At 66.0% G+C, this 25663-nt stretch carries 25 protein-coding genes and 1 tRNA gene; 17 read left to right on the top strand and 9 right to left on the bottom strand.

All coding sequences use genetic code 11. The features are described from left to right. The first annotated feature begins 97 nt into the window (after positions 1-97). From yajC to LOS8367_RS15615, 10 genes are all read left to right on the top strand, one after another. Positions 98-382 (top strand): preprotein translocase subunit YajC, encoded by a 285-nt coding sequence (gene yajC / locus LOS8367_RS15660; protein WP_085897475.1) that lies wholly within the window; start codon positions 98-100, stop codon positions 380-382. A 37-nt stretch (positions 383-419) separates the two neighbouring features. After that, the gene (gene secD / locus LOS8367_RS15655) at positions 420-2084 is read left to right on the top strand and encodes a protein translocase subunit SecD (RefSeq protein WP_085897474.1); all 1665 of its coding nucleotides are present in this window, start codon (positions 420-422) and stop codon (positions 2082-2084) included. Position 2085: 1 nt separating this feature from the next. Further along, positions 2086-3057: a protein translocase subunit SecF gene (secF, locus tag LOS8367_RS15650; RefSeq protein WP_085897473.1), complete on the top strand. Its 972-nt coding sequence runs from the start codon at positions 2086-2088 to the stop codon at positions 3055-3057. Positions 3058-3114: 57 nt separating this feature from the next. Beyond that, entirely contained in the window at positions 3115-3468 is a 354-nt protein-coding gene (locus LOS8367_RS15645) for an Mth938-like domain-containing protein (protein ID WP_085897472.1), read from the top strand. Further along, positions 3465-4085, top strand: a complete 621-nt coding sequence (gene ccmA / locus LOS8367_RS15640) for a heme ABC exporter ATP-binding protein CcmA (RefSeq protein WP_278247977.1) — start codon at positions 3465-3467, stop codon at positions 4083-4085. Before LOS8367_RS15645 ends, ccmA begins: the two co-directional genes overlap by 4 nt. Beyond that, positions 4082-4738 carry a heme exporter protein CcmB gene (ccmB, locus tag LOS8367_RS15635; RefSeq protein ID WP_085897470.1) on the top strand — a complete coding sequence of 219 codons (657 nt, stop codon included), beginning with the start codon at positions 4082-4084 and terminating at the stop codon, positions 4736-4738. The genes ccmA and ccmB overlap by 4 nt, the downstream gene beginning before the upstream one ends. A 46-nt stretch (positions 4739-4784) precedes the next feature. Further along, complete coding sequence (gene ccmC / locus LOS8367_RS15630) at positions 4785-5528, top strand: heme ABC transporter permease CcmC (RefSeq protein WP_085897469.1); 744 nt, start codon at positions 4785-4787, stop codon at positions 5526-5528. After that, positions 5525-5671, top strand: a complete 147-nt coding sequence (gene ccmD, locus LOS8367_RS15625) for a heme exporter protein CcmD (protein ID WP_242665620.1) — start codon at positions 5525-5527, stop codon at positions 5669-5671. Before ccmC ends, ccmD begins: the two co-directional genes overlap by 4 nt. Next, positions 5664-6200: a DsbE family thiol:disulfide interchange protein gene (locus LOS8367_RS15620; RefSeq protein ID WP_085897467.1), complete on the top strand. Its 537-nt coding sequence runs from the start codon at positions 5664-5666 to the stop codon at positions 6198-6200. The genes ccmD and LOS8367_RS15620 overlap by 8 nt, the downstream gene beginning before the upstream one ends. A gap of 351 nt (positions 6201-6551) precedes the next feature. After that, the gene (locus LOS8367_RS15615; RefSeq protein WP_242665619.1) at positions 6552-7085 is read left to right on the top strand and encodes a c-type cytochrome; all 534 of its coding nucleotides are present in this window, start codon (positions 6552-6554) and stop codon (positions 7083-7085) included. A 109-nt stretch (positions 7086-7194) separates the two neighbouring features. Here the strand turns inward: LOS8367_RS15615 and acnA are convergent, their stop codons facing one another. Next, on the bottom strand, positions 7195-9975 hold the full coding sequence (acnA, locus tag LOS8367_RS15610) for an aconitate hydratase AcnA (protein WP_085897466.1): 2781 nt from the start codon (positions 9973-9975) through the stop codon (positions 7195-7197). Positions 9976-10194: 219 nt separating this feature from the next. Here acnA and LOS8367_RS15605 point away from each other — a divergent pair, with 219 nt between their 5' ends. Next, positions 10195-10890 carry a DUF1223 domain-containing protein gene (locus LOS8367_RS15605; RefSeq protein WP_085897465.1) on the top strand — a complete coding sequence of 232 codons (696 nt, stop codon included), beginning with the start codon at positions 10195-10197 and terminating at the stop codon, positions 10888-10890. On the opposite strand, the gene LOS8367_RS15600 is transcribed toward LOS8367_RS15605, so the two are convergent. Together LOS8367_RS15600 and LOS8367_RS15595 are read right to left on the bottom strand one after the other, a co-directional pair. Then, positions 10887-11780 carry a lysophospholipid acyltransferase family protein gene (locus tag LOS8367_RS15600; RefSeq protein ID WP_085897464.1) on the bottom strand — a complete coding sequence of 298 codons (894 nt, stop codon included), beginning with the start codon at positions 11778-11780 and terminating at the stop codon, positions 10887-10889. The genes LOS8367_RS15605 and LOS8367_RS15600 overlap by 4 nt on opposite strands. Positions 11781-11861: 81 nt before the next feature. After that, entirely contained in the window at positions 11862-12932 is a 1071-nt protein-coding gene (locus LOS8367_RS15595) for a FliG C-terminal domain-containing protein (RefSeq protein WP_085897463.1), read from the bottom strand. A gap of 358 nt (positions 12933-13290) precedes the next feature. On the opposite strand from LOS8367_RS15595, the gene LOS8367_RS15590 reads away from it, so the two are divergent. Further along, positions 13291-13890, top strand: coding sequence for a helix-turn-helix transcriptional regulator (locus LOS8367_RS15590; protein WP_085897462.1), 600 nt, complete (start codon positions 13291-13293; stop codon positions 13888-13890). 35 nt (positions 13891-13925) lie between these two features. On the opposite strand, the gene purB is transcribed toward LOS8367_RS15590, so the two are convergent. The 4 genes from purB to LOS8367_RS15570 form a co-directional block, all read right to left on the bottom strand. Next, positions 13926-15227: an adenylosuccinate lyase gene (gene purB / locus LOS8367_RS15585; RefSeq protein ID WP_085897461.1), complete on the bottom strand. Its 1302-nt coding sequence runs from the start codon at positions 15225-15227 to the stop codon at positions 13926-13928. Between the two features lie 116 nt (positions 15228-15343). After that, on the bottom strand, positions 15344-16198 hold the full coding sequence (locus LOS8367_RS15580) for a hypothetical protein (protein ID WP_085897460.1): 855 nt from the start codon (positions 16196-16198) through the stop codon (positions 15344-15346). Between the two features lie 255 nt (positions 16199-16453). Further along, a complete protein-coding gene (gene glnA, locus LOS8367_RS15575) occupies positions 16454-17860 on the bottom strand; it encodes a type I glutamate--ammonia ligase (RefSeq protein ID WP_085897459.1) in 1407 nt (468 codons plus the stop codon). A 62-nt stretch (positions 17861-17922) separates the two neighbouring features. Then, complete coding sequence (locus tag LOS8367_RS15570) at positions 17923-18261, bottom strand: P-II family nitrogen regulator (RefSeq protein WP_021693083.1); 339 nt, start codon at positions 18259-18261, stop codon at positions 17923-17925. A 143-nt stretch (positions 18262-18404) separates the two neighbouring features. On the opposite strand from LOS8367_RS15570, the gene LOS8367_RS15565 reads away from it, so the two are divergent. The 3 genes from LOS8367_RS15565 (at position 18405) to tig (ending at position 21501) form a co-directional block, all read left to right on the top strand. Then, complete coding sequence (locus tag LOS8367_RS15565) at positions 18405-19955, top strand: NAD(P)H-hydrate dehydratase (RefSeq protein ID WP_306456266.1); 1551 nt, start codon at positions 18405-18407, stop codon at positions 19953-19955. A gap of 104 nt (positions 19956-20059) precedes the next feature. Then, positions 20060-20144 (top strand) — tRNA-Leu (locus LOS8367_RS15560). Positions 20145-20172: 28 nt separating this feature from the next. Next, positions 20173-21501, top strand: coding sequence for a trigger factor (tig, locus tag LOS8367_RS15555; protein WP_085897458.1), 1329 nt, complete (start codon positions 20173-20175; stop codon positions 21499-21501). An 83-nt stretch (positions 21502-21584) separates the two neighbouring features. Here tig and LOS8367_RS15550 read toward each other — a convergent pair whose 3' ends face one another. Next, positions 21585-22082 carry a lactoylglutathione lyase family protein gene (locus tag LOS8367_RS15550; protein ID WP_085897457.1) on the bottom strand — a complete coding sequence of 166 codons (498 nt, stop codon included), beginning with the start codon at positions 22080-22082 and terminating at the stop codon, positions 21585-21587. 99 nt (positions 22083-22181) lie between these two features. On the opposite strand from LOS8367_RS15550, the gene LOS8367_RS15545 reads away from it, so the two are divergent. Further along, positions 22182-23078: a LysR family transcriptional regulator gene (locus tag LOS8367_RS15545; RefSeq protein WP_085897456.1), complete on the top strand. Its 897-nt coding sequence runs from the start codon at positions 22182-22184 to the stop codon at positions 23076-23078. Positions 23079-23147: 69 nt separating this feature from the next. Here the strand turns inward: LOS8367_RS15545 and mepK are convergent, their stop codons facing one another. Continuing rightward, the gene (gene mepK, locus LOS8367_RS15540) at positions 23148-23720 is read right to left on the bottom strand and encodes a peptidoglycan L,D-endopeptidase MepK (RefSeq protein WP_085897455.1); all 573 of its coding nucleotides are present in this window, start codon (positions 23718-23720) and stop codon (positions 23148-23150) included. Between the two features lie 344 nt (positions 23721-24064). On the opposite strand from mepK, the gene LOS8367_RS15535 reads away from it, so the two are divergent. Beyond that, on the top strand, positions 24065-25657 hold the full coding sequence (locus LOS8367_RS15535) for a L,D-transpeptidase family protein (protein WP_165761497.1): 1593 nt from the start codon (positions 24065-24067) through the stop codon (positions 25655-25657). The last annotated feature ends 6 nt before the right edge of the window (positions 25658-25663 follow it).

Raw genomic sequence — 25663 nt, 5'->3', positions numbered from 1 at the left:
GCCGCGGTGGACAATCACCGGACCCGGCAGTAGGGTGCCGCGACTTTTTCAAAGGCTCGCAAACAGCGCGCGCCCCGGACCGACGCAAAGGACCGCCATGCAAGGCATCGAATCTTTCATCCCGCTGATCCTGATCTTCGCGATCATGTGGTTCTTCCTGATCCGCCCGCAGCAGAAGAAGCTGAAAGAGCACCAGAAGATGGTGGCGGCGCTGCGCCGCGGCGACCAGGTGATCACCCAGGGCGGTGTGATCGGCAAGGTGGTCAAGGTCCGCGACGACAGCAACGAGATCGAGGTCGAGATCGCGCAGGGCGTCAACGTTCGCGTGGTCCGCTCGACCATCGCCACCGTGACTTCGAAGACCGAACCGGCCAAGGCCTGATCTTCCTAATCCGGCCCCGCGCCAGAGGACGAACGACATGATGCACATCTCCACCTGGCGCCGGGTGCTGATCTGGCTGGTCTGCCTGGGCGGGCTGTTTTTCGCGACGCCGAACCTGTTCTACGACAGGGTCGAGACCGCGAACGACGCCCGTGCCGTGATCGAGACCGGCCAGACCAATGCCGAGCTCGAGGCCGATGCCGGCCTCTGGCCTGAATGGATGCCCTCGGGCCTCGTCAATCTCGGGCTCGACCTGAGGGGCGGCGCCCATCTTCTGGCCGAGGTGCAGGTCGAAGAGGTCTATGCCGCGCGCATGGAGGCGATGTGGCCCGATGTGCGCGACGCGCTCGCGGCCCAGCGTGACACGGTGGGCTTCGTCACCCGCGAAGAGGGCGGCGATCCGACCGAGTTGCGGGTGCGCATCTCCAACGCCGATCAGGCGGCCGCCGCGCTCGAAATTGTGCGCGGCCTCGCCACCCCGATCACCAGCCTGACCGGCGGCGGCGCCGACGACATCGAGGTGCGCGCCGACGGCGCCGAGATCATCGTCACGCTGAGCGAGGCCGAGCGCGCCGCCACCGACGACCGCACCATCCGCCAGGCGCTCGAGATCGTGCGCCGCCGGATCGACGAGGTCGGCACCCGCGAACCCACCATCCAGCGCCAGGGCGAGGACCGCATCCTGATCGAGGTGCCTGGCGTGGGCTCGGCCGAAGAGGTCAAGGAGATCATCGGCACCACCGCGCAGCTGACCTTCCAGCCGGTCGTGTCGCGGACCAGCGACGCCAATGAAAGCCCCGGCCCCAACAACGAGATCCTGCCCTCGCTCGACGAGCAGGGCGTGTATTACATCCTCGAGCGCAACCCCGTGGTGTCGGGCGAGGAGCTGGTCGACGCGCAGCCCGCCTTCGACCAGAACGGCCGCCCGGCGGTGAACTTCCGTTTCAATCCGACCGGCGCCCGCGCCTTCGGCGACTACACGGCCGAGAACATCGGCTCGCCCTTCGCCATCGTGCTCGACGAGGAGGTGATCTCCGCCCCCGTCATCCAGAGCCACATTCCCGGCGGATCGGGCATCATCACCGGCAACTTCACGGTCGAGGAATCGACCCAGCTTGCCGTGCTGCTGCGTGCCGGCGCGCTGCCGGCAGGGCTAGAGTTCCTCGAGGAGCGGACGATCGGGCCGGAGCTTGGTGCCGACAGCATCGCGGCCGGCAAGATCGCCGCCATCGTCGGCGCGCTCGCCGTCGTGGTCTTCATGATCCTGACCTACGGGCTGTTCGGCATCTTCGCCACCGTGGCGCTGACCATCAACATGATCCTGATCTTCGCGGTGCTGTCGATCCTCGGCGCCACGCTGACCCTGCCGGGTATCGCCGGCATCGTGCTCACCATGGGCATGGCGGTGGACGCGAACGTGCTGGTCTACGAGCGGATCCGCGAGGAACTCAAGACCGCGCGGGGCCCGGCCCGTGCCATCGATCTGGGTTACGAAAAGGCGCTTTCGGCGATCCTCGACGGCAACGTCACCACCTTGATCACCGCGCTGATCCTGTTTCTCGTGGGCTCCGGCCCGGTGCGGGGTTTCGCCGTCACCCTCGGCCTCGGCATCCTGACCTCGGTCTTCACCGCGATCTTCGTGACGCGTCTGTTGATCGTGATCTGGTTCGAACGCCGTCGTCCCAAAACAATCGAGGTCTGACATGCGGTTGCGCATCGTACCCGACGACACCAAGATCGATTTCTTCCGCGCTGCGCGGATCACCTTCGGCGCCTCGATCGTGGCGATGATCGCCAGCGTCGTGCTGTTCTTCGCGATGGGGCTGAATTTCGGCATCGATTTCCAGGGTGGCACCACGATCCGCACCGAGGCCGAGAGCCCGGTCGACGTCGCGGCCTACCGCCAGGCGATCGCGCCGCTGGATCTGGGCGACGTCATCATCACCGAGGTCTTCGATCCGTCTTTTGGCGATGACAAGAACGTGGCCTCGGTACGGATCCAGGCGCAGGAAGGCGCTGAAGCCGTCAGCGCCGAGACCATCGCCGCGGTCGAGACGGCGCTGCAAGGCGTCGATCCGACCATCACCTTTCCGAGCGTCGAGAGCGTCGGCCCGAAGGTCTCGGGCGAGTTGATCCAGTCCGCGATCTTCGCGGTTCTGGGTTCGCTCGTGGCGATCCTGTTCTACATCTGGCTGCGCTTCGAATGGCAGTTCGCGGTGGGCGCCATCGCGGCGCTGGTGCATGACGTTGTGCTCACCATCGGCCTGTTCGCGGCGATCCAGATCAAGTTCGACCTCGCGATCATCGCGGCGCTGCTGACCATCGTCGGCTACTCGATCAACGACACCGTGGTGGTGTTCGACCGGGCCCGCGAGAACCTGCGCAAGTACAAGACCATGCCGCTGCGCGACCTGCTGAACCTTTCGGCCAATGAGACACTGAGCCGGACCGTGATGACCTCCGGTACCACGCTTCTGGCGCTCCTGGCGCTGATCGTGCTGGGCGGTGACGTGATCCGTGGCTTTGTCTTCGCGATCTTCTGGGGCGTTCTGGTCGGGACCTATTCCTCGATCTACGTCGCAAAGAACATCGTGCTGATGCTCGGCGTGAAGCGCGACTGGGACAAGAAGGACGACCCGAAGGCGGGCACGCAGTTCGCCAATATCGACGCCTGACCGGGTCGCGGCGTCGGATCTGCGTATTTTGGGAAAGATGAACGGGGAGGCGCGGCCATGCGGTTGACCGAGATCGACTACGACGACTCGATGCCCATCGACGGCTACGGGCCGGGCTTCTTCCGGATCGGCGGCAAGGTGGTCGAGGGCGCGGTGACGCTCGCCCCAACCGGTCTCAAGAGCTGGGGCGGCTACGAGGATCTCGACGCCGTTCTGGCGCTCGTGGGTCGCGTCGATGTGCTCTTCGTTGGCACCGGTGCCGAGATCGCCCATGCGCCGCGTGCGTTCCGCGACCGGCTGGAGGAAGCGGGGATCGGCGTCGAAACCATGGCCACGCCGGCCGCCTGCCGCACCTACAACGTGCTCTTGTCGGAGGGGCGGCGCGTCGCGGTCGCGCTGCTGCCGGTCTGACCGACCTCGTTGTCACCGATCTCGCGGTCGAGCGCGGCGGCATGCCGGTGCTCACCGGCGTGTCGTTCCGCCTTTCGCAGGGGCAGGGCCTCGTGCTGCGCGGCGCCAACGGCATCGGCAAGACGACGCTTCTGCGAACCATCGCCGGGCTTCAACCACAGCTCTCCGGCCAGATCGCGGGTGCGGGGGAGCGCGCCGGCTATGCTAGCCACGCCGACGGCATCAAACCCGCCCTCACCGTCGCCGAGACGCTGCGCTTCTGGGCCGATCTCTACCGCACCGAATTGCCCGGTGACGTGTTCGAACTCTTCGATCTAGAGAATCTGCGGGAGCGTCCGGCGGGAACGCTGTCGGCCGGGCAGGGCCGCAGGCTCGGCCTTGCACGGCTTGCGGTGATCGGGCGCGAAGTGCTGTTGCTCGACGAACCCACCGTTTCGCTCGACGTCTTTTCCGTAAAGCGCTTTGCCGGTTTCCTGCGGGATCGCCATCTCGCGCGTGGCGGTATCGCCGTGATTGCTACCCATATCGATCTTGGTCTGGATCTGCCGGTGCTGGATCTGACGCCGCACCGTGCCGCGCTGGAGGCGCAGGGCGGCTCAGACGAGGCGTTCCTGTGAGGGCACTTCTCGCACGCGATCTGCGGCTCGCCGTGCGCGCCGGTGGCGGCTTCGGCCTCGGCCTCGCCTTCTTTCTCATCGTCGTGGTGCTGGTGCCGTTCGGGGTTGGGCCGGAAACGGCGATACTTGCGCGCATCGCGCCGGGCATCCTGTGGGTCGCGGCGTTGCTCGCGGCGCTCTTGTCGCTCGACCGGATTTTCGCGCTCGATCACGAGGATGGTTCGCTGCCGCTTCTCGCCACAGCGCCGCTGCCGCTGGAGATGCTGGCGCTGGCCAAGGCGCTGGCGCATTGGATCACCACCGGGCTGCCACTTGTCGTCGCGGCGCCGCTGCTGGGCGTGCTGCTGCATCTGCCGGGAGAGGCGATGCCCTGGCTGCTGGTGTCGCTGGCCATCGGCACGCCGGCGCTGTCGCTGATCGGCACCTTCGGTGCAGCGCTGACCGTGGGGCTGCGCCGGGGTGGCCTCCTGCTGTCGCTGATCGTGCTGCCGCTCTACGTGCCGATCCTCATCTTCGGTGCCGAGGCGGCGCGGCGGGGAGCCGAGGGCTTGCCGGCGGCCACGCCGCTCATGCTGCTCGCGGGCATCGGACTGGGTTGCGCGGCCCTGCTGCCATTCGCCACGGCCGCCGCGCTACGGGTCACGTTGCGTTGAAGCAGCCGGGCATTGAGCCGTCTTGCGCGGCAGGATAGGAAAAGTCATGTCGATCTGGTCCTACGCCAATCCGAGGAAGTTCCTCGACACGACGGCCCCTTGGGTACCGTGGCTCATGTGGCTCTCCGCCGCCGTTCTGGCGGTCGGGCTGGTCTGGGGCTTCTTCTTCACGCCCGAAGCCGAGCGTTTCGGCTCTTCGGTGAAGATCATCTACCTGCATGTCCCTTCGGCGCTGATGGCGATCAATGCCTGGCTGATGATGCTCGTGGCCTCGCTGATCTGGCTGATCCGCAGGCATCACGTCAGCGCCCTCGCAGCCCGGGCGGCGGCGCCGGTGGGCATGGTGATGACGCTGATCGCGCTGATCACCGGCGCGATCTGGGGCCAACCGATGTGGGGCACGTGGTGGGCCTGGGACCCGCGGCTGACCTCGTTCCTGATCCTGTTCCTGTTCTATCTCGGCTACATCGCGCTCTGGACCGCGATTCCCGATCCCGACAGCGCCGCCGACCTGACATCGGTGCTCTGCCTTGTCGGCTCGGTCTTCGCGATCCTGTCGCGTTACGCCGTGAACTTCTGGAATCAGGGGCTGCATCAGGGCGCTTCGCTGTCGCTCGACAAGCAGGAGAACGTGGCCGACGTGTTTTGGGTGCCGCTGCTCGTCTGCATGGCGGGCTTCGTGCTGCTGTTCCTTGCGCTGGTGCTGCTGCGGACCGGCACCGAGATCCGCGCCCGCCGCATCGCGGCGCTGCGGGCCCGCGCCCGCCGCGTCGAGCCGGTGCGCGCATGATGGATCTGGGCAAATACGCGGCCGAGGTGATCTCGGCCTGGGGCATCAGCCTCGCGGCGCTGGCCGGTCTGGTCTGGTGGAGCGTCAGGCGCGACCGCAAGGTTCGGGCCGAACTGGAAAGGACCGAGCGCGACCATGGCTAGGATCTCGCCCCTGATCATCCTGCCCCCGGCGATCTTCGCGGCGCTGGCCGGGTTGTTCGCCGCCGGCATGCTGCGCGACAACCCCGACGAGCTGCCATCGGCACTGATCGGCCGCGAGGCGCCGTTGACCGAAACCGGAACGCTGTCCGGCAAGCCACCCTTCGATCCGGCCGTGCTTTCCGATGGCGAGGTCAAGCTGGTGAATTTCTGGGCCAGCTGGTGTGCGCCCTGCCGTGTCGAACATCCGAACCTCGCCGAACTGGCCGAGGGCGGGCTGCCGGTCTACGGCATCAACTACAAGGATGACCCCCAGAAGGCGGCGGCCTTTCTCGCCGAGCTGGGCGATCCCTACAAGGCAATCGGCACTGATGACGGCCGCGTGGCGCGCGACTGGGGGGTTTATGGCGTTCCGGAAACCTTCGTCGTCGATGGCGAGGGGCGGATCCTCGAACGCATGGCCGGTCCCGTGACGCAGCGCGCCATCGCCGATCGGTTGCAGCCCGCGCTGGATCAGGCTGCTTCCAGGTAAACTCACGCCCGCGTGATACGCTTCCTTTCAGTCAAGGGAGTTTGTCATGAATGTTTCCGGTTTCCTGAGTTCGTCCCTCATTTTCGCCGCCACCGGAGTTCTGGCCGAACCAACGCTCGAACGCGGGACCTATCTCGTGCCGCCTGCGGCAATTGCCGCAGTCCCATGGGGCCCGGAGGACCTTTGCCCGACATGCATCTGCCGGTCGCTTGGTCGAGGAGACGCCCGAGTTCACCGCGATCGCGCCGAATATCACGCCCGCAAGCCGCGTGTCTGAGTGGTCTGACGCGGAAACTCGCCCGCGCGATCCGCGAAGGCATTCGCCCCGATGGCAGCGTGATCGGTCCGCCGATGCCGATCCCGCTCTATCGCGGGCTTTCTGATGAGGACGTGATGAGCATGGTGATCGATCTGCGGCAGGTCCCGGCCGTGGAAAACGATCCGGGCGAAAGCCGCTGCGACGTTCCCCTACCGCCAAGCTACAGCCCGCCGGTGGAGAGCGCGAGCGCGCCCGATCGCGGGGCAACGGTGGAGTACGGTGCCTATCTCGCGGGGCACATGGCTCATTGCATTGAATGCCACTCGCCGATGGGCCCGCAGGGCCCGATGACCGACACCCATACCGTTGCAAGCGGGTTTGAATTCCACGGGCCTTGGGGCACGGTGATCTCGCCTAATTTCAGCTCCGCCGAGGACGGCGTCGCGGAGTATTCGGACGAGGATGTGAAGGCAATGATCACCCAAGGACTGCGCCCCGACGGCGAGCGGATGTCGCCGCCGATGCCCTATGCCAACTATGCCAGGATGGCGGAGGAGGATCTGGACGCCGTCATCGCCTATCTGCGGCAGTTGCCACCGCTGCCCGACGGCGCCGGGTTGGAGTAGCGGCGGAAGCAAACGGCCGGTTTCATTCCGTGCTCGTCGATTCTCGAAGAAAAACCGCCCCGGCCATCGGCCGGGGCGGTCTGGTTTCCGCGTCGTGATCCGAGACGGATCAGGCGGCCGACTGCGCGAGGTTGCGCAGCACGTAGTGCAGCACGCCGCCGTTCTTGATGTAGTCGATCTCCACCGCCGTATCGATCCGGCAGCGCAGCGTGATCTCCTTGGTCGAGCCGTCGCCCATGGTGATCGTCGCCGTCACTTCCTGCAGCGGCTTCACGTCCGACAGGCCCTTGATCGACACGCTCTCCTCGCCGGTGAGGCCAAGTGACTTGCGGGTGTCGCCGCCGGTGAACTCGAACGGGATCACGCCCATGCCGACGAGATTCGACCGGTGGATGCGCTCGAAGTTCTCGGCGATGACCGCCTTCACGCCCAGAAGGGCGGTGCCCTTCGCGGCCCAGTCGCGCGAGGAGCCCGCGCCGTACTGCTCGCCGCCGAAGATGACGAGCGGCTTGCCCTGCTCCTGCCACGCCATGGCGGCGTCGTAGATCGCCATCTGGCTGCCGTCGGGGCCCTTGGTGTAGCCGCCCTCGACGCCGTCCAGCATCTCGTTGCGGATGCGGATGTTGGCGAAGGTGCCGCGCATCATCACTTCGTGGTTGCCGCGGCGCGAGCCGTACGAGTTGAACTCGCGCACCGGAACCTGGCGCTCGACCAGGTACTTGCCGGCCGGGGTGGTCTCCTTGAACGAACCCGCGGGCGAGATGTGGTCGGTGGTCACCATGTCGCCAAGGATCGCCAGAACGCGGGCATCCTCGATATCGTGGATCTCGCCCGGCTCCTTGGACATGTTCTGGAAGTAAGGCGGGTTCTGGACGTAGGTCGACTGCGGCGGCCAGTTGTAAGTCTCGCTGTCGACGGTCTCGACCGCCTGCCACTTCTCGTCGCCCTTGAAGACGTCGGCATACTTCGACTGGAATGCCTCGCGGGTGACGGTCTTCTCGACCAACTCGGCGATCTCGGACTGCGACGGCCAGATGTCCTTGAGATAGACGTCGTTGCCGTTCTTGTCCTGACCTAGCGGCTCGCGGGTGATGTCGACATTCATGTCGCCGACCAGCGCGTAGGCCACCACGAGCGGTGGCGAGGCGAGGTAGTTGGCGCGGACGTCGGGCGAGATCCGGCCCTCGAAGTTGCGGTTGCCCGAGAGCACCGAGGTCGCGATCAGATCGTTCTCGTTGATCGCCTTCGAGATGTCGGCCTCGAGCGGGCCCGAGTTGCCGATGCAGGTGGTGCAGCCGTAGCCCACGAGGTTGAAGCCGATCGCGTCGAGATCTTCCTGCAGGCCGGCGGCCTCGAGGTAGTGCGACACGACCTGCGATCCCGGCGCCAGCGAGGTCTTCACCCAGGGCTTGCGGTTCAGGCCAAGCTCGCGCGCCTTGCGGGCGACGAGGCCGGCGCCGATCATCACGTAGGGGTTCGAGGTGTTGGTGCAGGACGTGATCGACGCGATCACGATCGAGCCGTCATGCATCTGGTAGTGACCGTCCTCGGTCTCCACGAAGCCACGCTTGTGGTGGCCTTCGTCGCCGGGGATGTCGACCGGCTCGGGCTGGCCGCCTTCACCTTCCCAGCGGATCTCGGAATTGGCCGAGGTGTCCTCGCCCTTGCGCTGACCCTTCACGTATTCGCCGAAGGCGCGAGCCGCCTCGTCGAGCGCGATGTGGTCCTGCGGGCGCTTGGGGCCCGAGATGGCAGGAACGACGGTGCCCATGTCGAGCTCGAGCGTGTCGGTGTAGACCGGCTCGTAGCCGGGGTCGCGCCACAGGCCGTTTTCCTTGGCATAGGCTTCGACCAGAGCGATGCGGTCCTTGTCGCGGCCGGTCTGCTCCATGTAGCGCAGAGTCTCGGCGTCGATCGGGAAGAAGCCGCAGGTGGCGCCGTATTCGGGGGCCATGTTGCCGATCGTGGCGCGGTCGGCCAGCGGCACGTTGTCGAGACCGTCGCCGTAGAACTCGACGAACTTGCCGACCACGCCCTTTTCGCGCAGCATCTGCACGACGCGCAGCACGAGGTCGGTGGCGGTAGTGCCCTCGACCATCTTGCCGGTCAGCTTGAAGCCCACGACTTCGGGGATCAGCATCGAGATCGGCTGACCCAGCATCGCGGCCTCGGCCTCGATGCCGCCCACGCCCCAGCCGAGGACGGCCGCGCCGTTGACCATGGTGGTGTGGCTGTCGGTGCCGACGAGGGTGTCGGGGTAGGCGACTTCCTCACCGTTCTGGTCCTTGTCGGTCCAGACCACCTGCGCGAGGTATTCAAGGTTCACCTGGTGGCAGATGCCGGTGCCCGGCGGCACGACACGGAAGTTCTGGAACGCCTTCTGGCCCCACTTCAGGAACTGGTAGCGCTCGATGTTGCGCTCGTATTCGCGGTCGACGTTCATCTGGAACGCGCGCGGGTTGCCGAACTCGTCGATCATCACCGAGTGGTCGATGACGAGATCGACCGGGTTCAGCGGGTTGATCAGCTGCGCGTCGCCGCCCAGCGCCTTGATGCCGTCGCGCATCGCGGCGAGGTCCACGACGGCGGGCACGCCGGTGAAGTCCTGCATCAGCACGCGGGCCGGGCGGTAGGCGATCTCGCGAGGATTCTTGCCGCCATTTGCGCCCCATTCGGCGAAGGCCTTGATGTCGTCGGTGGAGACGGAGAAGCCGCCATCTTCGAAGCGCAGCAGGTTCTCCAGCACGACCTTGAGCGCGGCAGGCAGGCGACCGAAATCACCCAGACCGGCCTCGGTGGCGGCAGGAATCGAGTAATACGACAGGCTCTGCGACCCGACCGTGAGCTTCCGGCGGGTCTTGGCGCTGTCTTGGCCAACTTGAATCGGCATGAAGTGTCCCTTCTGGCTGCGAGCTGTGGGTCTGGCCCCGGTTCTGCCGCAACGGCAGCAGGCGATCAAGGCCGTCGCCGTCTATGTATACAACGGCACACAAATGTCCAGATGCGCCCGCCTCGCGTTCCGCGCACGTCGCTCTCGCGGCGGCTTGATTGGCAAGAAGGGGCGGAACCGCTTAGACCGGACAGGGTAATTTCGGATTGGAGAGAAGGCATGCGCGGATTCTTGGCAGCTTTGGCTAGCGCGGCCTGTATTGCCTTCACTCCGGTTCAGGCCGAGTCGCCGGTGGTGATCGAGCTGTTCACCTCGCAGGGCTGTTCGAGCTGCCCGCCCGCTGACCAGATGGTCCGCGACCTTGCCACGCGGGAAGACGTCATCGCGCTGGGGCTGCATGTCGATTACTGGGACTACATCGGCTGGGCCGACAGCTTTGCCCAGCCGGGCTTCACCAAGCGCCAGAAAGCCTATGCCGCCGCCGTGGGCGAGCGGATGGTCTATACGCCGCAATTCGTGGTCGGCGGGGTCGAGCGGATCGTCGGGGCCAAGCCGATGAAGGTGATGGAGGCGGTGATGAACCACGCCGAGATGCCCGAGACGGTGACGATGCAGGCCAAGCGCGAGGGCGGGCTGCTTCGAATCAAGGCGCGGCGCATGACCGACCACACGGAACCGCTGATGGTGCAGCTCGTGCGTTTCATGCCTGAGGCAAAGGTCTCGATCAAGAATGGCGAGAATGCGGGGCACGATCTGACCTATGCCAATATCGTGACGTCGTGGGGTCTGCTGGTGCGATGGAGCGGAACCGAGGATCTCGAGATCGAAACGCCGATCGAGGGCGACCAGCCCGGCGCCGTGATCGTCCAGGAAGAGGGGCCGGGTGCGATCCTCGCCGCGGCGCGGCTGCCCTAGCGGCGGGCTGCCTTCCACCGGTTGTGTACCCAGAACCATTGTCCGGGATCGCGCCTCACCCGCGCTTCGAGGCGGGCCGTCGCCTCGCGCATCATGTCGAGCGGTGCGTCATGTGGAATCGGAGCTTCGACCGCGACATCGAATGAAACGCCGTCGGCACGACGGGTGCCGTAATAGGGTACGAGCAGCGCATCGAAGCGCCGCGCAAGCTCGGCGGCGGTCAGCGCGGTGCGCGCGGGCCGACCCAGGAAATCGATCGCGACGCCGCCGCGGTCGTGCAGGTCGAACAGGATCGTCGCCATGCCGCCCGCCTTGAGATGGCGCAGGAACCCGGTCAGACCGCGACGCCCTTTTGCGAAAACCGGCCCCGACACGTCCTGCATCGTCGCCGCGTAGTGGTCGTTGACGAAGCGGTTCGACATTTCGCGATAGAGCCCGCCGATGTCGTAGCCCATGCTGGTGAGCACGCGCCGGGGCGCTTCGTGATTGCCGAAATGCCCGGTGACGAAGATCACCGGACGGCCTTCGGCGCGGGCGCGCGCAACCGCTTCCATGCCATCGGATTGATGTGGTTCGGAGGGCAGGGCGCGGGCGAACTCGGCTCCCGAGTAGTTCTCGATCAGGGTACGCCCGAGATTGTCGCAGACCGCGCGCGCCAAGGCGGCGCGGCGCTCGGGGGCGAGGTCGGGCCAGATCAGCGCGAGATTTGCGCTGGCGCGGCGGCGATAGCCCGCGAGGGGTCCGATCGCGCGTGCGGTGAGCGCCCCCATCGCCGCGACGCGCCGTTCGTAGGGAAGGGCCATCACGGCGCCGATCGCGGCACGCAGGGCCAGATCGACCGCCCGGTCCGCGGGGCCACGCCCCGAGGGTCTTGCCGTGTCGCCTGCCATGGCCGCTCCGCTATCCTGACGCTGCCCCTCATTGGCCATAGGACGGGGAGAGCCGAAAGCCAAGATGCGCCCCGCAAGGCCCTAGCCCATGGCGTCGTCGGGCTCCGGCGTGACGAGCGTGATTTCGCCGGCATCGGCGGCGGCGCGTATGGCGCCGGTGATCTCGCTCATCGCCGCCTCGGCCTCGATCAGGCGGATCTCGCCGCGTTCGGCGATCTCGTCTCGCAGCCCTTGGGCCATGCGCTGCGAGATGTTGTCGAGCAGATGCGCGGCAGCGATGGCGAAGCCGCCGCCCTGCGCCAGGGCCGCCGCGAGAGCGGTGATCAGCACCGGCTGTTCGATCCGGCGCAATATGGCCGGTGCATCCGCAGCGGCGAGCCGGTCGGGAATATCGCCGAAGGTGAAGATGGACCGGCGTACATCGCGCGCGAAATCTGGATCATCGGCCTCGAGACCGTCCAGCACGCTGTCACGTGTGGCGCTGCCGCTGGAGTTGAGGATTTCGCCCAGCCGGTCGGGTGCCGGATCTGCGAAGGCATGGTGCGCTGGGCGGCAATGCTCGGCCGTCAGGGCCGCGCCGATCCGCTCGACTGCGTCGGGTGCAATGGTCGAGGTCTGCGACATCGCGTGGGTGATCCGGCGGGCCCGTTCCCCAGGCAGAAGCCCGAGCAATTCCGCAGCCTTGGAAACCGGCAGCTTTGACAAGGTGACCGCCGCGATCTCTGCGCATTCGCCGGTCATCAACGGTACCAGATCGGGGCAAGGCAGCGCCGTCAGCCGCGCCCATGAATCGTCGCCTGAGGGCGGTCCGGTCTCGGCCCGCAGCCGCGCCGCCGTCGCCGGGCTGATCCGTCCGTCGAGCGCCGCCAGAACTCCGTCCATGCCGCGCGGTGCAGCAAGGCCCAACCCTTCGATGCGGTCGGCGAACTCCGCCGCCACGGCGGCCAGCGTCGCCCGATCAACGAGGCGCAGGGCGCCCAGTTCGCGGGTCAGGCTGATCTGCACCTCCTCCGGCAAGGAGGCGAGATCGAGCTTGCGCCCCTCGGCGATCGCCAGCTGCACCACCATCGCGGCTTTGCGACGACGGCTCAGCCGGGAGCTGCCGCCGACAGGGCGGGCCCCGGCTGGATCTATTGGCTGAGGGGCTGACACGGATGCAGTCTCCTGATGCGGTCGTTGTGAACGTCATAAGAGATCTGGGTAAACAGGTGGTTCTCAGTTCGTTCCGAGGATGGCCCCGACCCACGATATCCTGAAGACCCTCGACGATGTCGCCATCTCAGGCGAAATAGGCTACCGCGCTATCGAAGTGTTCAGATCCGGCGTGTAATCCACTTGAGGTGAAGCAATTCCCGACCGATACTGTCTGTATTGGGCAAGTTCGTTTATGCAGTCTGAAGTCGCGTTTCCGAGGTCTTGCCCGGGAGGCTCGTCCTGGGGAGGACTGAAGATCGAACTTGGCACGATGAGCGGACCGATCGCGACCATGCAGCTGGAACGGGTCCATTAGATGAGCGTCTCGATCGATAGCGAGCTGCTCGGTCGCTTGGCGCCGGTTGGTCACTACCTTGCCTTGCGGATCGGTTTCGCGTTCCCGCTCGAAGAATATAACAACCTGCCTCAGCCTTGGATCGACCTCTATACGTCCGAGCGGTTCCTGCTCGACGATCCGGCGATCCGTTGGGCCTATGCCAACGAGGGGATCGCGCGCTGGAGCGCGCTCGACGACCCGCTCGGCATCTTTGCGAAGGCTTGGCGGCTCGGGCTGCGTCACGGCGCGGTCGCGTCGGTCTCGGATGAGGAGAGTGGACTGCGCTCCTACGGCATCTTTTTGCGCGAGGACCGCGAGTTCAGCGATCGCGAACTGGGCGTGCTGCACGGCATGTTGCTGACCCTGCATGAGAGGGCGGCACCGCCGACCAACCTGACCCAGGCCGAGATCGAGGTGTTGCGGATGGTCAAGAACGGCTACCGGCTCAAGCAGATCGCCCACGCGTTGGGCGTGACCGAGGGGGCGATCAAGCAGCGCCTGAAGAACGCCCGGACGAAACTTGGCGCCTCGACGGCCACGCAGGCCGCGACGCTGGCCTCGGGCTTCGGCCTGATCTGAAGAAGGCGGCGGGCCGAAGCCCGCCGCTTGAGGCTTTAGCCGAACACGCGCGCGAAGATCGTGTCAACATGCTTGGTGTGGTAGCCGAGGTCGAACTTCTCCTCGATCTGTTCGGGCGTGAGCGCCGCGGTCACGTCCGTGTCGGCGAGCAACTCGGTCTTGAAATCAGCGCCCTGTTCCCAGACCCTCATCGCGTTGCGCTGCACGAGCCGGTAGGCGTCCTCGCGGCTCACCCCGGCCTGGGTCAGCGCCAGCAGCACGCGCTGGCTCATCACCAAGCCGCGGAATTTGTTCATGTTGTTGAGCATGGTCTCGGGGTAGATCACCAGCTTCTCGATCACGCCGGCGAGCCGGTTGAGCGCGAAGTCGAGCGTCACCGTGGTGTCGGGGCCGATCGCCCGCTCGACTGAGGAGTGCGAGATGTCGCGCTCGTGCCAAAGCGTGACGTTCTCCATCGCCGGCACCACCGACATGCGCACGAGGCGCGCAAGGCCCGTGAGGTTCTCGGTCAGCACCGGGTTGCGCTTGTGCGGCATCGCCGACGAGCCCTTCTGGCCCTTGGAGAAGAACTCCTCCGCCTCGAGCACCTCGGTGCGCTGCATGTGGCGGATCTCGGTGGCGATGTTCTCCATCGACGAGGCGATGACGCCCAGCGTGGCGAAGAACATCGCATGCCGGTCGCGCGGGATCACCTGCGTCGAGATGGGCTCGGGCTTGAGGCCCATCTTGGCACAGACATGTTCCTCGACGCGCGGATCCACATTGGCGAAGGTGCCGACGGCGCCCGAGATAGCGCCGGTGGCGATCTCGTCACGGGCATTCCTAAGCCGCTCGAGGCCGCGATCCATCTCGGCGTAGAAACGCGCGAAGGTCAGGCCCATGGTGGTCGGCTCGGCATGGATGCCGTGGGACCGACCGATGCGGACCGTGTCTTTGTGCTCGATCGCGCGCGCCTTGAGCGCGGTCAGAACCCGCTCCATGTCGGCGATCAGCAGGTCGGCGGCGCGGGTGAGCTGCACGTTGAAGGTGGTGTCGAGCACGTCCGACGAAGTCATGCCCTGATGCACGAAGCGGGCCTGGTCCGAGCCGACATGCTCGGCGAGATGGGTGAGGAAGGCGATGACGTCGTGCTTGGTGACGGCCTCGATCTCGTCGATGCGCGCGACGTCGAACTCGACATCCTTCGCCTTCCACACGGCGTCGGCATTCTCGCGCGGGATAACGCCCAGATCGGCCATCGCGTCGCCGGCATGGGCCTCGATCTCGTACCAGATGCGGAACTTGGTGGCGGGTTCCCAGATGGCGGTCATCTCGGGGCGGGAATAGCGGGGGATCATCGGCGCTCTCTTCGGATCGGGGAAGGGTACGCCGGGGTCATAGGGGCATGGGGACGAGCATACAAGGTCGCAGGATGACCCGGCGGCACTGTCCGGGCGCCCCCGACCGCTAGGGGTCAGATTCCGGGGAGCACCGGGCCCAGCGCCGCGCCATGCGCGCCCAGTGTCAGGATCACCCCCGCCACCGCGGCGCTGTTGGAGCGCTTGCGCAGTCCCGGCAGCGACAGCCCGAGGATGCTGCGCGGCCGACGCTCTGCCCGGGCCTCGTCCTGGGTGGGCTCCAGCGCCTCGCGGATGCGCTGCATCTCCTCGACCATCGGATGCGCGGCCGCTGGCATGTCGTTGGCCGGCCGTACCCGCTCGGCCGAAGTGCGCAGCTTCGGCCGTTCGGTGCGGTAGCTCGGGCGTTCGGGCCGACGCGGTCGCAGCGGGCGTGTTTCCGGCACTTCGGGCGCCAGTTCGGAGACCTGCTCCGCGGTCTCGGCGTCGAAGCGGGCCAGCATCCGGTCGATCTCGTGCTCGGTGGTATGCAGCCCCGGCCGGGCCGGGTCGAGACCGGGCAGCTCGTCGATCATCGCGTCGATCATCTCGACGCTGGCCGCGCGGGGGCTGGTCTTCCATAGCATCCGGTCGGACATGAAGCGCGCGTTGATCCGGTCGGCGAGCAGTCGGGTGATCGTGCCCTGGTGGCTCGCGATGCCGACCTGGCAATCACCGCTCTCGGCGGCGCCGACGCCGATTGACAGGCAGGCGGCGTACCGGCCGGGAAGCATCTGTGTGTAGGCAAGGATGATGCGGGCGTTGTCGAGGTCGAAGACGGCGACGTCCTCGTGATCCCAGTTCAGCCCGCATTCGCGTGCAGGACCGTCGTTGAGCGCCGTGCGCAGGTCGTCGACCAGGTTGGGGAAGTCGAGTTCGGGAGCGGCGCGGAACAGAAGCTGGGCAACGGTACTGGTGATCGGGTCTGGCATGGACCGGTCTCCAAGATGAGTCGGCACGTGGGCCGCGTGAGTGGTTCCTTTCATCCATGTTTAGGAATTGTGTTCCCGCTGAGCGCGAACCGGGGAATTAGCAAGATCGCGACGCCGGAACTGCCCTCTCGCCGCCGCAATTCGGCCCTGATACGTGGCGCTACGCGGCGCCTTGGTGCTCGACCCAGCGCAATCGCAACGCAAACGGGGCGCCGATTGGCGCCCCGCATGGTCTTGAAATGGCGGCTGAAACGATCAGCAGCTGTAGTAGAGCTTGTACTCGACCGGGTGCGGCGTGTGCTCGTAGGCGTAGACCTCTTCCCACTTGAGCGCCATGTAGCCTTCGAGCTGGTCGCGGGTGAACACGTCACCGGCAAGCAGGAACTCGTGATCGGCTTCCAGCGCCTCGAGCGCCTCGCGCAGCGAACCACAGACCGTCGGGATCTGCGCCAGCTCTTCGGGCGGCAGGTCGTAGAGGTCCTTGTCCGAGGACGGGCCCGGATCGATCTTGTTCTTGATGCCGTCGAGGCCGGCCATCAGCAGTGCCGAGAAGGCGAGGTAGGGGTTCGCGGCCGGATCAGGGAAACGGGCCTCGACGCGCTTGGCCTTCGGGCTCTCGGACCACGGGATCCGGACGCAGCCCGAACGGTTGCGGGCAGAATAGGCACGCAGCACCGGGGCTTCGAAGCCCGGGATCAGGCGCTTGTAGCTGTTGGTGGTCGGGTTGGTAATCGCGTTGAGCGCCTTGGCGTGCTTCAGGATGCCGCCGATGAAGTAGAGCGCTTCCTGGCTGAGATCGGCATACTTGTCGCCGGCGAAGAGCGGCTTGCCGTCCTTCCAGATCGACATGTTGACGTGCATGCCCGAGCCGTTGTCGCCCGAGATCGGCTTCGGCATGAAGGTCGCCGACTTGCCGTAGGCCTGGGCCACGTTGTGGATCACGTACTTGTACTTCTGGATCTCGTCGGCTTGGTGCGTCAGGGTTCCGAAGATCAGGCCCAGCTCGTGCTGGCACGACGCCACCTCATGGTGGTGCTTGTCGACCTTCATGCCCATGCGCTTCATGGTCGAGAGCATCTCGCCACGCATGTCCTGCGCGTCGTCGATCGGGTTGACCGGGAAGTAGCCGCCCTTGACGCCCGGACGGTGGCCGGTGTTGCCGACCTCGTACTCGGTGTCGGTGTTCCAGGCGCCGTCGATCGCGTCGACCGAGAAGGAGACCTTGTTCGAGGTCACGGCGAAGCGGACGTCGTCGAAGATGAAGAACTCGGCCTCGGGGCCCATATAGGCGGTGTCGCCGATGCCGCTCGACTTCAGGTAGGCTTCGGCCTTCAACGCGGTGCCGCGCGGGTCGCGGTCATAGGGCTCGCCGGTGTCGGGCTCGACCACGGTGCAATGGAGGCACAGCGTCTTCTCGGCGTAGAACGGGTCGATATAGGCGCTGTCATTGGCCGGCATCAGCTTCATGTCGGACTGGTCGATCGACTTCCAGCCGGCGATCGAGGAGCCGTCGAACATGAAGCCTTCCTCGAGGAAGTCCTCGTCGACGAGGTCGGCGACCACGGTGACGTGCTGCAGCTTGCCCTTGGGGTCGGTGAAACGGATGTCGACGTATTCGACCTCCTCGTCCTTCATCATCTTCAGAAGCTTGGAGCTGTCCATCTCAATGCTTTCCTTGTTTATCTCGTGTTCGTGAAAAGGGGTCGCCCCCCGCGGCGCGCGGCTCAGATCGCGTCGTCGCCGAATTCTCCGGTGCGGATGCGGATCGCCTGTTCGACAGGCGAAACAAAAATCTTGCCGTCGCCGATCTTGTCGGTTTTCGCGGCATCGACGATGGCCGCGATCGCACGCTCGACCTGATCGTCGGGCAGAACCACCTCGATCTTCACCTTCGGCAGAAAGTCGACGACGTATTCGGCGCCGCGATAAAGCTCGGTATGGCCCTTCTGGCGTCCAAAGCCTTTCACTTCGACAACGGAGAGGCCCTGCACGCCGGCCTCCTGAAGCGCCTCCTTCACCTCGTCGAGCTTGAACGGCTTGATGATCGCCTCGATCTTCTTCATGTCGCGCGACTCCCTTGCATCCGCGTTCTCAGGGGTGAAACCATGACGCCCCGGCCACCTCAATCGCCGCTCCCGGCCCGGAATGGGGCCGATGCCGAAATTCCAGATCCGTGCTTAAAATTTGTGCATGATGGGTGTATTCGATGCAGTTTGAAAAGTCTGGCCCGGCCGACGCCCCTGAAACCGCTCGTTCCGTGAGCAGTCTCGACGGGATGGCGGTTCTGACTGCCAGTGAAATGCGCGATGCAGAAGCGCGGGCGATTGCAGGCGGCACGCCGGGCGCGGTGCTCATGGAACGGGCGGGGGCCGCCGTAATCGCCGCGCTGTTCGAGCATTGGCCGCAGCTCTCATCCGGAGGGCGTGCCTGCGTGCTGTGCGGGCCGGGCGGCAATGGCGGTGACGGCTATGCGGTGGCACGGCAACTGGCAATACGCGGCTGGACGGTCCGGCTCCACGCGCTCGCCCCGGCGCGTCATGCGGATGCCGCCGGGCAGGCGCGGCTTTGGTCGGAAATGGGGGCCACCGAGGAGTGGGAAAGGGCAGGGGAGTCGGTCGGGGGAGCCGACCTCGTGGTCGATGCGCTGTTCGGTATCGGGCTTGCGCGGCCGCTCGGTCTCGAGTTCGACCGGGTGCTGGCGGCCGGGGCGCAGCGGGTGCTGGCGATCGACCTGCCATCCGGCTTGTGTTCCGACAGCGGGCGGGTGATCGGCGAACGATGCTTCGACGCCGATCTCACGGTGAGCTTTCACACACCGAAGCGCGGCCATATTCTTGCCGAAGGCCCGGCCCGTTGCGGCGCGCTGGATATTCGCAGCATCGGCCTCCCGGAAGAGGGCGGGAGCGTCAGGCTCACCCGCAGACCTGAGCGGCTCGGCAAGCGGGCAGGTCACAAATACGGTCACGGCCACGCGCTGGTGCTGTCCGGCGGGGTGGGGCGCGGCGGCGCGGCGCGCATGGCGGCGCGGGCGGCGCTCAGGATCGGTGCGGGGCTGGTGACGCTGGCCTGCCCGCCCGCGGCCCTACAGGAAAACGCGGCCCGGCTGGACGCGATCATGCTGCGGTCGCTGCGGGATGCGGAGGCGCTGAAGCGACTGCTGGAGGATTCCAGGCTGAACGCGCTTCTGCTCGGCCCGGGTCTCGGGACCGGCCCGCGCGAAGGCGAACTGGTGGCGCAGGCGCTGGCGGCGGGGCGGTCAACGGTGCTCGACGCCGACGCGCTCACGCTCGTGGCCGGGGATGCGGCTCTGCGGGATGCGCTGCATGAGGGATGCCTGCTCACGCCGCATGATGGCGAATTCGCGCGTCTGGTGCCTGACATCGCCAATCGCATGAGTGGGCCGGTCGCAAACGGCCCAGCCTACTCGCGGCTCGATGCGGCGCGTGAGGCGGCGGGGCGGTTGGGTTGCACGGTGCTGCTCAAGGGACCGGATACGGTGATCGCGGCACCCGATGGGCGCGCGGTGATCAATGCCGCGGTTCATGGCCGCGCCGCGCCATGGCTCGCCACCGCAGGGGCGGGCGACGTGCTGGCCGGGATCGCGGCGGGGCTGATGGCGCGCGGACGCGACGGTTTCGCCGCGGGGCAGGAGGCAGCATGGCTGCATGTCGAGACGGCGCGCCGTTTCGGCCCGGGGCTGATCGCCGAGGACCTGCCCGAGATGCTGCCCGCCGTGATGCGCGAAATGGAACTTTGAGGCCGCTGCGGCAGTCCGCATTTTTTCCCGTGGCGCGCCGCTTCGGGCTTTGCTAGACAGCGCCGAGATTTCCGGGGGGCCGTTCCGCTCCCCATGAGAGACATGCGGGTGTGGCGGAACTGGTAGACGCACCAGATTTAGGTTCTGGCGCCGCAAGGCGTGGGGGTTCGAGTCCCTTCACCCGCACCAAGAAACACGACTGAGAAAAGGACGACAGATGCAGGTCACCGAGACCCTCAACGACGGCCTCAAGCGCGGCTACAAGATCACGCTGCCCGCCGCCGAACTGGACGCCAAGGTCCAGGAAAAGCTGGTCGAAGCCCAGCCCGAGGTCGCCATGAAGGGCTTCCGCAAGGGCAAGGTGCCGCTGTCGCTGCTGAAAAAGCAGTTCGGCCCGCGCGTGCTCGGCGAAGCCATGCAGGAGAGCATCGACGGCGCGCTGTCGAACCACCTCGAGGAAAGCGGCGATCGCCCGGCGATGCAGCCAGAGGTGAAGATGGCCAATGACGATTGGAAGGAAGGCGACGACGTCGAAGTCACCGTCTCCTACGAGAAGCTGCCCGAGATCCCCGAGACCGATTTCTCGGACATCTCGATCGAGCGTCTGAAGGTCTCGGCCGACGACGCCGCGATCGACGAAGCGCTGGGCAACCTCGCCGAGACCGCGCAGAACTTCGAAGACAAGGACGGCGCCGCCGAAGAGGGCGACCAGGTCGTGATCGACTTCGTGGGCAAGATCGACGGCGAAGCCTTTGAAGGCGGCGCCGCCGAGGACTACCCGCTGGTGCTCGGCTCCAACTCCTTCATCCCCGGCTTCGAGGATGGTCTGAAGGGCGTGAAGGCCGGCGACGACAAGAACGTCGAGGTCAACTTCCCCGAGGACTACCAGGCCAAGAACCTCGCCGGCAAAGCCGCCGTGTTCGAGTGCAAGGTCAAGGCGGTGAAGGCCCCGCAGAAGGCCGAGATCGACGACGAGCTGGCGAAGAAGTTCGGCGCCGAGGATCTCGCCTCCCTGAAGGCGCAGATCGCCGAGCGTCTCGAGGCCGAGTATTCCGGTGCCTCGCGCGCGGTTGCCAAGCGCAAGCTGCTCGACATCCTCGACGAGAAGGTCTCGTTCGACCTGCCGCCGAGCCTCGTCGAAGCCGAGGCGAACCAGATCGCGCATCAGCTCTACCACGAAGAGCACCCCGAGGATCACGGCCACGACCACGGCAAGATCGAACCGACCGAGGAGCACGTGAAGCTCGCCGAGCGTCGCGTGAAGCTGGGTCTTCTGCTGGCCGAGATCGGCCAGAAGGCCGACGTCAAGGTCACCGACCAGGAGCTGACCCAGGCGATCCTCAACCAGGCGCGGCAGTATCGCGGCCAGGAGCGGCAGTTCTTCGAGTTCGTTCAGCAGAACCCGCAGATGCGCCAGCAGATCCAGGCCCCGATCTTCGAAGACAAGGTCATCGACCACATCTTCGAGCAGGCCACGGTCGAAGAGAAGGAGGTTTCCAAGGAAGATCTCCAGAAGGCCGTCGAGGCGCTCGACGACGAGGCCTGAGCCTCTCTCGCTTCTTAACGTGCAAGGGCCGCCCTTCGGGGCGGCCCTTGTCGTTTCCGCTCCCGATGCCGATGCCGGGAGCCTCAGCTATAGGCGCCGGCCGAGTAGGTCAGCTCGTAGCTGTGGCTGTAGACCTCGAACACGATGCCGAACGGGTCCTCCACATAGCACATGCGGTAGGGCTTCTCGCCCGGGAAGTATTTGCGGATCGGCATCCGCTGCTTGCCACCGGCGGCGACGATCCGTTCGACCAGGCCTTCGACATTCGGGTCCTGGATCGCGAAGTGAAAGGTGCCGTGACGGCGAAAATCGAGATTGTCCTCGGGGGCGCGGTTGCCATCCATCTCGAACAGCTCGAGCCCGATCCGGTCGGCCGTGGCCATATGTGCGATCCGCAGCCGGTTCCAGCCGGGCCCGAACACATCGGTACACATGCGGCCGATATCGCTGTCATCCTCGACCACTTCGGTCGGCTCCATGATCACGTAGAGGCCGAGAACGTCACGGTAGAAGGTCAGCGCGGCGTCGAGATCCGGCACCGAGAGGCCGATATGCGAAAAGCTTCTGGGATAGGGTGTCACTCAGGTCTCCATCATAAGGCATGAGAGACAGTTAAGCTTGCCTAGGCCGCTTGAGAAATTATCATTCGAGATGTTTTTGATAACACATAGTGATGAACCGTGTTGAATGCGCTTTGGCTGGAGACCTTCGCCACATTGGCCGAGACCGGACATTTCACCCGTGCCGCCGCCCGGCTGAACATGACCCAGCCCGGCGTGTCGCAGCATCTGCGCAAGCTCGAAGCCCAGATCGGGCGGCCCTTGCTGAGTCGTCAGGGCAAGGGGTTCACGCTGACACCTGCCGGGGAGGCGGTGTTCGACATGGCCCGCGCGCGGCGCGAGGAGGAGCGTCAGCTGCGCGAGGCCATCCGCGCTGATGATCCGGAGGCGGGTGAGGTGGCGGTGGCCTGTTCCGGCAGCTTTGCCATGGCCTTGCAGCCCGCTTTCTGGTCGCTGCTGGGCGCCGCGCCTCTACTTCGCCTGCGGCTCGAGGCGATGCCACTGCGGGGCGTGATCGACGGCGTGGCCGAAGGGCGGTTCGATCTCGGCGTGGTCGATCACAAGCCCGGCGATCCCCGGTTGGAGGCAGAGCGGGTCGGCCGCGAGGCGTTGTGCCTACTGTTGCCCGCCGGGGTCACCGATACCCGCTTCGCGGCGTTGGAGGAACTGGGATTCATCGCTCATCCCGATGGCTGGCTCTATGCCGAGGAACTGTTTTCCCTGAACTACCCAAAGGACTTCCGGGGTGCCGAACAGCTTGCCGTCCGAGCCTTCCTCAACCAGATCGGTCAGATCCCCGCACCGGTCGCGCAAGGTGTCGGCTATACCTTGCTGCCGCGCAGCGGGTACGAGGCATTCGTTGATCGCGACCGCGTCGCCGTGGCGGAACTTGACCACCCGCGACACCGCGATCTGTGGCTGCTGCGGCGCCGGGGCAGGGAGTTGCCGGCCCGGGTCGAACGGGTCGCCAGGCTGGTCACCGAGGTCGCGGCGCGGCTCGAAGCCGCGGAGGGTTGAAACGAAGAAGGCGCCCCGAACGGGACGCCCCTTCAAACCTGTGCAGCAGGTCCAGAAATTCGGGTCGGCTCAGCTGCCCCAGCTGCGGACCGGGCCGCAGTCCATGTGGACAAAGTTCGAGCCGGAATACTTGCCGACGCCGCCCGCCTTGCAAGCGGCTGCCGCGCGCGCCATCTGGCTCACCGAACGGCCCGAGAGCCGCAGGTCGGCCGCCTGGCCCTTGAGGTGGAGCGAGTTCTTGGCAACACCGGAGGAGCGGCTGCGCAGCATCGCGTTGGTGGCCGGCGAGCGGTAGCCCGACAGCAGCATGTAGGGTTCGTTGACTTCGAGCAGACTGTGGCTAGCGGCCATGATGTCGACGGTGCGGGTGTCGATATCCATCATCTGGTTGTTGCGCCAGTCGCGCATGAAGACGTTGATCTCGCGGATCGCCTCGGCGATGTATTCGCCTTCGATCCAGTAGATCGTATCGATCTTTTCGCCGGTCCGCTCCGAATACATCGAAAGCCTGCGCACATCGCCCGCGCGCCTCAGAAAGCCGGCCGCATTCGAGTAGGTGGGTGCTGCGGTGACTGCCGTGGCCGCAAACGCGCCAAGGAGACCGCGGCGGGTCATGCCCGCCGAGCGAATTTTATCAATCATGTGAGCGCCTGTCCCGTCGCTTACCTGTGGGTCCGCATTTTCACGGACATTTTTTTGCCATCCATCCCCAGATGCAGACCCTCTATCGCACGGGAGGACGACTCGACCAAGTGTGGTTATCGGATAACATGGTGAAGAAAGCCCCAATCGGCGGGAACTTGCGCAAATGCCGCTCGGTTGAGCCCCGGTTCGGTCGATTTGCTGCGCTTTTGCCACGTCGCGAGGCTCTTATCGGCGAACCGATGGCCGGGCAGAATACCGGTGCATATGTCTTCCCAGAGGTCCTGTCCGGATCCGTCCCGAACCCACGGTGTCTAATGTTGCCCCTGTCCCGTCCCCCCTTCATGACCCATCTGCGCCACCTGATCCTGCCCATCGGTATCGTGCTGGGTGTCATGCAGCCCGTTGCCGGACAGGCCCAGGTCAGCGTGTTCCGGCAGGCTGTGGCCGAAAGTGTCGCCGGCCAGTCCGACCTCGCGCCCAGCTACAGGGCACGTGGCTTCACGGGCATTTGGACCGGTGCCGATGCCGCCGCGATCGCCCGACGCAACGCCCTGCTGACGGCACTGGCCGATGCCGACGCGCACGGCCTGCCGGTGTCGCGCTATGATCCGGAAGGTTTGATCCGCAAGCTCCGCGCCGCGCGAAGCGCCGAGGACCGCGCCGCGATGGATGTCGAGCTGACCCGGGTCTTTCTGCGGTACGCGCGGGATGTCCAAAGCGGCATGCTCGAGCCCGGTCGCGTGGTCGGGTTGATCCGCCGCGAGGTGCCGCTGCGCGATCCTGCCGAGACGCTGGCAAGCTTTCTTGAAGCCGATCCCGTGGCCTTCCTGCGGGGCCTCGCGCCGGCATCGCCGGAATATGGCCGTTTGATGCGGGCCCGCGCCGAACTGCAGCGCGCCTTGGATGCGGGTGGCTGGGGCGCGCGCCTTTCGGAGGCCAAGATCGAAGCTGGTGACAGTGGTGCCGATGTCGTGGCGCTGCGCGACCGGCTGATTGCCATGGGCCATCTGGCTCCTACGAGCAGCGCAGTCATGGGCGAGGCGCTCGTCGCAGCGGTCCGCGACTTCCAGAGCCGCAACGGTCTCATGGTCGATGGCGTTGTCGGGCCGGGGACACGCGCAGAGCTCAACCGTTCGGTCGAGGAACGGCTGCAGTCCGTGCTGGTCGCGATGGAGCGCGAGCGCTGGACCAACATGGATCGCGGGGACCGCCACGTGCTGGTGAACCTCACCGATTTCAGCGCCACCATCATCGACGACGGCCGCGAAACCTTCCGCACGGCCTCGGTGATCGGCGCGGAAGTGCCCGACCGCCAAACGCCCGAATTCTCGGACGTCATGGAATACATGGTCATCAATCCGAGCTGGTACGTGCCGCGCTCCATCGTGGTGGGCGAATACCTGCCGCAGCTCAAGCGCAACCGTCACGCCGCGAGCCAGATCCTGATCACCGACCGGTCGGGTCGCGAAATCAGCCGCAATTCGATCGACTTCTCAAGCTACAACGAGCGCAACTTTCCCTTCTCGATGCGCCAACCTCCCTCCAATTCGAATGCGCTGGGGCTGGTGAAATTCCTGTTTCCCAACCGCTACAACATCTACCTGCACGACACGCCGGCCAAGTCGCTGTTCGGGCGCGAGCGCCGCGCCTTCAGCCATGGCTGCGTGCGGCTAAGCGAACCGTTCGATTTCGCCTATGCGCTGCTGGCCGCGCAGGAGGAGGATCCGGTCGGGTTTTTCCAATCTCGCCTCGCCACGGGGCGCGAGACGCGGGTGAACCTTGAGGCGCCGGTACCGGTGCATCTGATCTATCGCACGGCCTTTACCGACGAGGAGGGGCGGCTGCATTTCCGCCGAGATGTCTACGAGCGAGACGCCGCGATCTGGGCGGCGCTGGCCCGCGAAGGGGTGGCGATCTCGCGCCCCGCAAGCTAGATCCCT

This window comes from Limimaricola soesokkakensis (assembly GCF_900172345.1).
In the GTDB taxonomy this organism is placed as follows: domain Bacteria; phylum Pseudomonadota; class Alphaproteobacteria; order Rhodobacterales; family Rhodobacteraceae; genus Limimaricola; species Limimaricola soesokkakensis.
The sequence above is the reverse complement of the archived record's forward strand: the minus strand, read 5'-3'. Positions and strand labels throughout refer to the sequence as shown.

Excerpts from the sequence above, each read along its gene's own strand:
- yajC (WP_085897475.1), top strand. The coding sequence starts at position 98 with ATGCAAGGCATCGAATCTTTCATCCCGCTGATCCTGATCTTCGCGATC.
- secD (WP_085897474.1), top strand. The coding sequence starts at position 420 with ATGATGCACATCTCCACCTGGCGCCGGGTGCTGATCTGGCTGGTCTGC.
- secF (WP_085897473.1), top strand. The coding sequence starts at position 2,086 with ATGCGGTTGCGCATCGTACCCGACGACACCAAGATCGATTTCTTCCGC.
- LOS8367_RS15645 (WP_085897472.1), top strand. The coding sequence starts at position 3,115 with ATGCGGTTGACCGAGATCGACTACGACGACTCGATGCCCATCGACGGC.
- ccmC (WP_085897469.1), top strand. The coding sequence starts at position 4,785 with ATGTCGATCTGGTCCTACGCCAATCCGAGGAAGTTCCTCGACACGACG.
- ccmD (WP_242665620.1), top strand. The coding sequence starts at position 5,525 with ATGATGGATCTGGGCAAATACGCGGCCGAGGTGATCTCGGCCTGGGGC.
- LOS8367_RS15620 (WP_085897467.1), top strand. The coding sequence starts at position 5,664 with ATGGCTAGGATCTCGCCCCTGATCATCCTGCCCCCGGCGATCTTCGCG.
- LOS8367_RS15615 (WP_242665619.1), top strand. The coding sequence starts at position 6,552 with ATGCCGATCCCGCTCTATCGCGGGCTTTCTGATGAGGACGTGATGAGC.
- acnA (WP_085897466.1), bottom strand. The coding sequence starts at position 9,975 with ATGCCGATTCAAGTTGGCCAAGACAGCGCCAAGACCCGCCGGAAGCTC.
- LOS8367_RS15605 (WP_085897465.1), top strand. The coding sequence starts at position 10,195 with ATGCGCGGATTCTTGGCAGCTTTGGCTAGCGCGGCCTGTATTGCCTTC.
- LOS8367_RS15600 (WP_085897464.1), bottom strand. The coding sequence starts at position 11,780 with ATGGCAGGCGACACGGCAAGACCCTCGGGGCGTGGCCCCGCGGACCGG.
- LOS8367_RS15590 (WP_085897462.1), top strand. The coding sequence starts at position 13,291 with ATGAGCGTCTCGATCGATAGCGAGCTGCTCGGTCGCTTGGCGCCGGTT.
- purB (WP_085897461.1), bottom strand. The coding sequence starts at position 15,227 with ATGATCCCCCGCTATTCCCGCCCCGAGATGACCGCCATCTGGGAACCC.
- LOS8367_RS15580 (WP_085897460.1), bottom strand. The coding sequence starts at position 16,198 with ATGCCAGACCCGATCACCAGTACCGTTGCCCAGCTTCTGTTCCGCGCC.
- glnA (WP_085897459.1), bottom strand. The coding sequence starts at position 17,860 with ATGGACAGCTCCAAGCTTCTGAAGATGATGAAGGACGAGGAGGTCGAA.
- LOS8367_RS15570 (WP_021693083.1), bottom strand. The coding sequence starts at position 18,261 with ATGAAGAAGATCGAGGCGATCATCAAGCCGTTCAAGCTCGACGAGGTG.
- LOS8367_RS15565 (WP_306456266.1), top strand. The coding sequence starts at position 18,405 with ATGCAGTTTGAAAAGTCTGGCCCGGCCGACGCCCCTGAAACCGCTCGT.
- tig (WP_085897458.1), top strand. The coding sequence starts at position 20,173 with ATGCAGGTCACCGAGACCCTCAACGACGGCCTCAAGCGCGGCTACAAG.
- mepK (WP_085897455.1), bottom strand. The coding sequence starts at position 23,720 with ATGATTGATAAAATTCGCTCGGCGGGCATGACCCGCCGCGGTCTCCTT.
- LOS8367_RS15535 (WP_165761497.1), top strand. The coding sequence starts at position 24,065 with ATGACCCATCTGCGCCACCTGATCCTGCCCATCGGTATCGTGCTGGGT.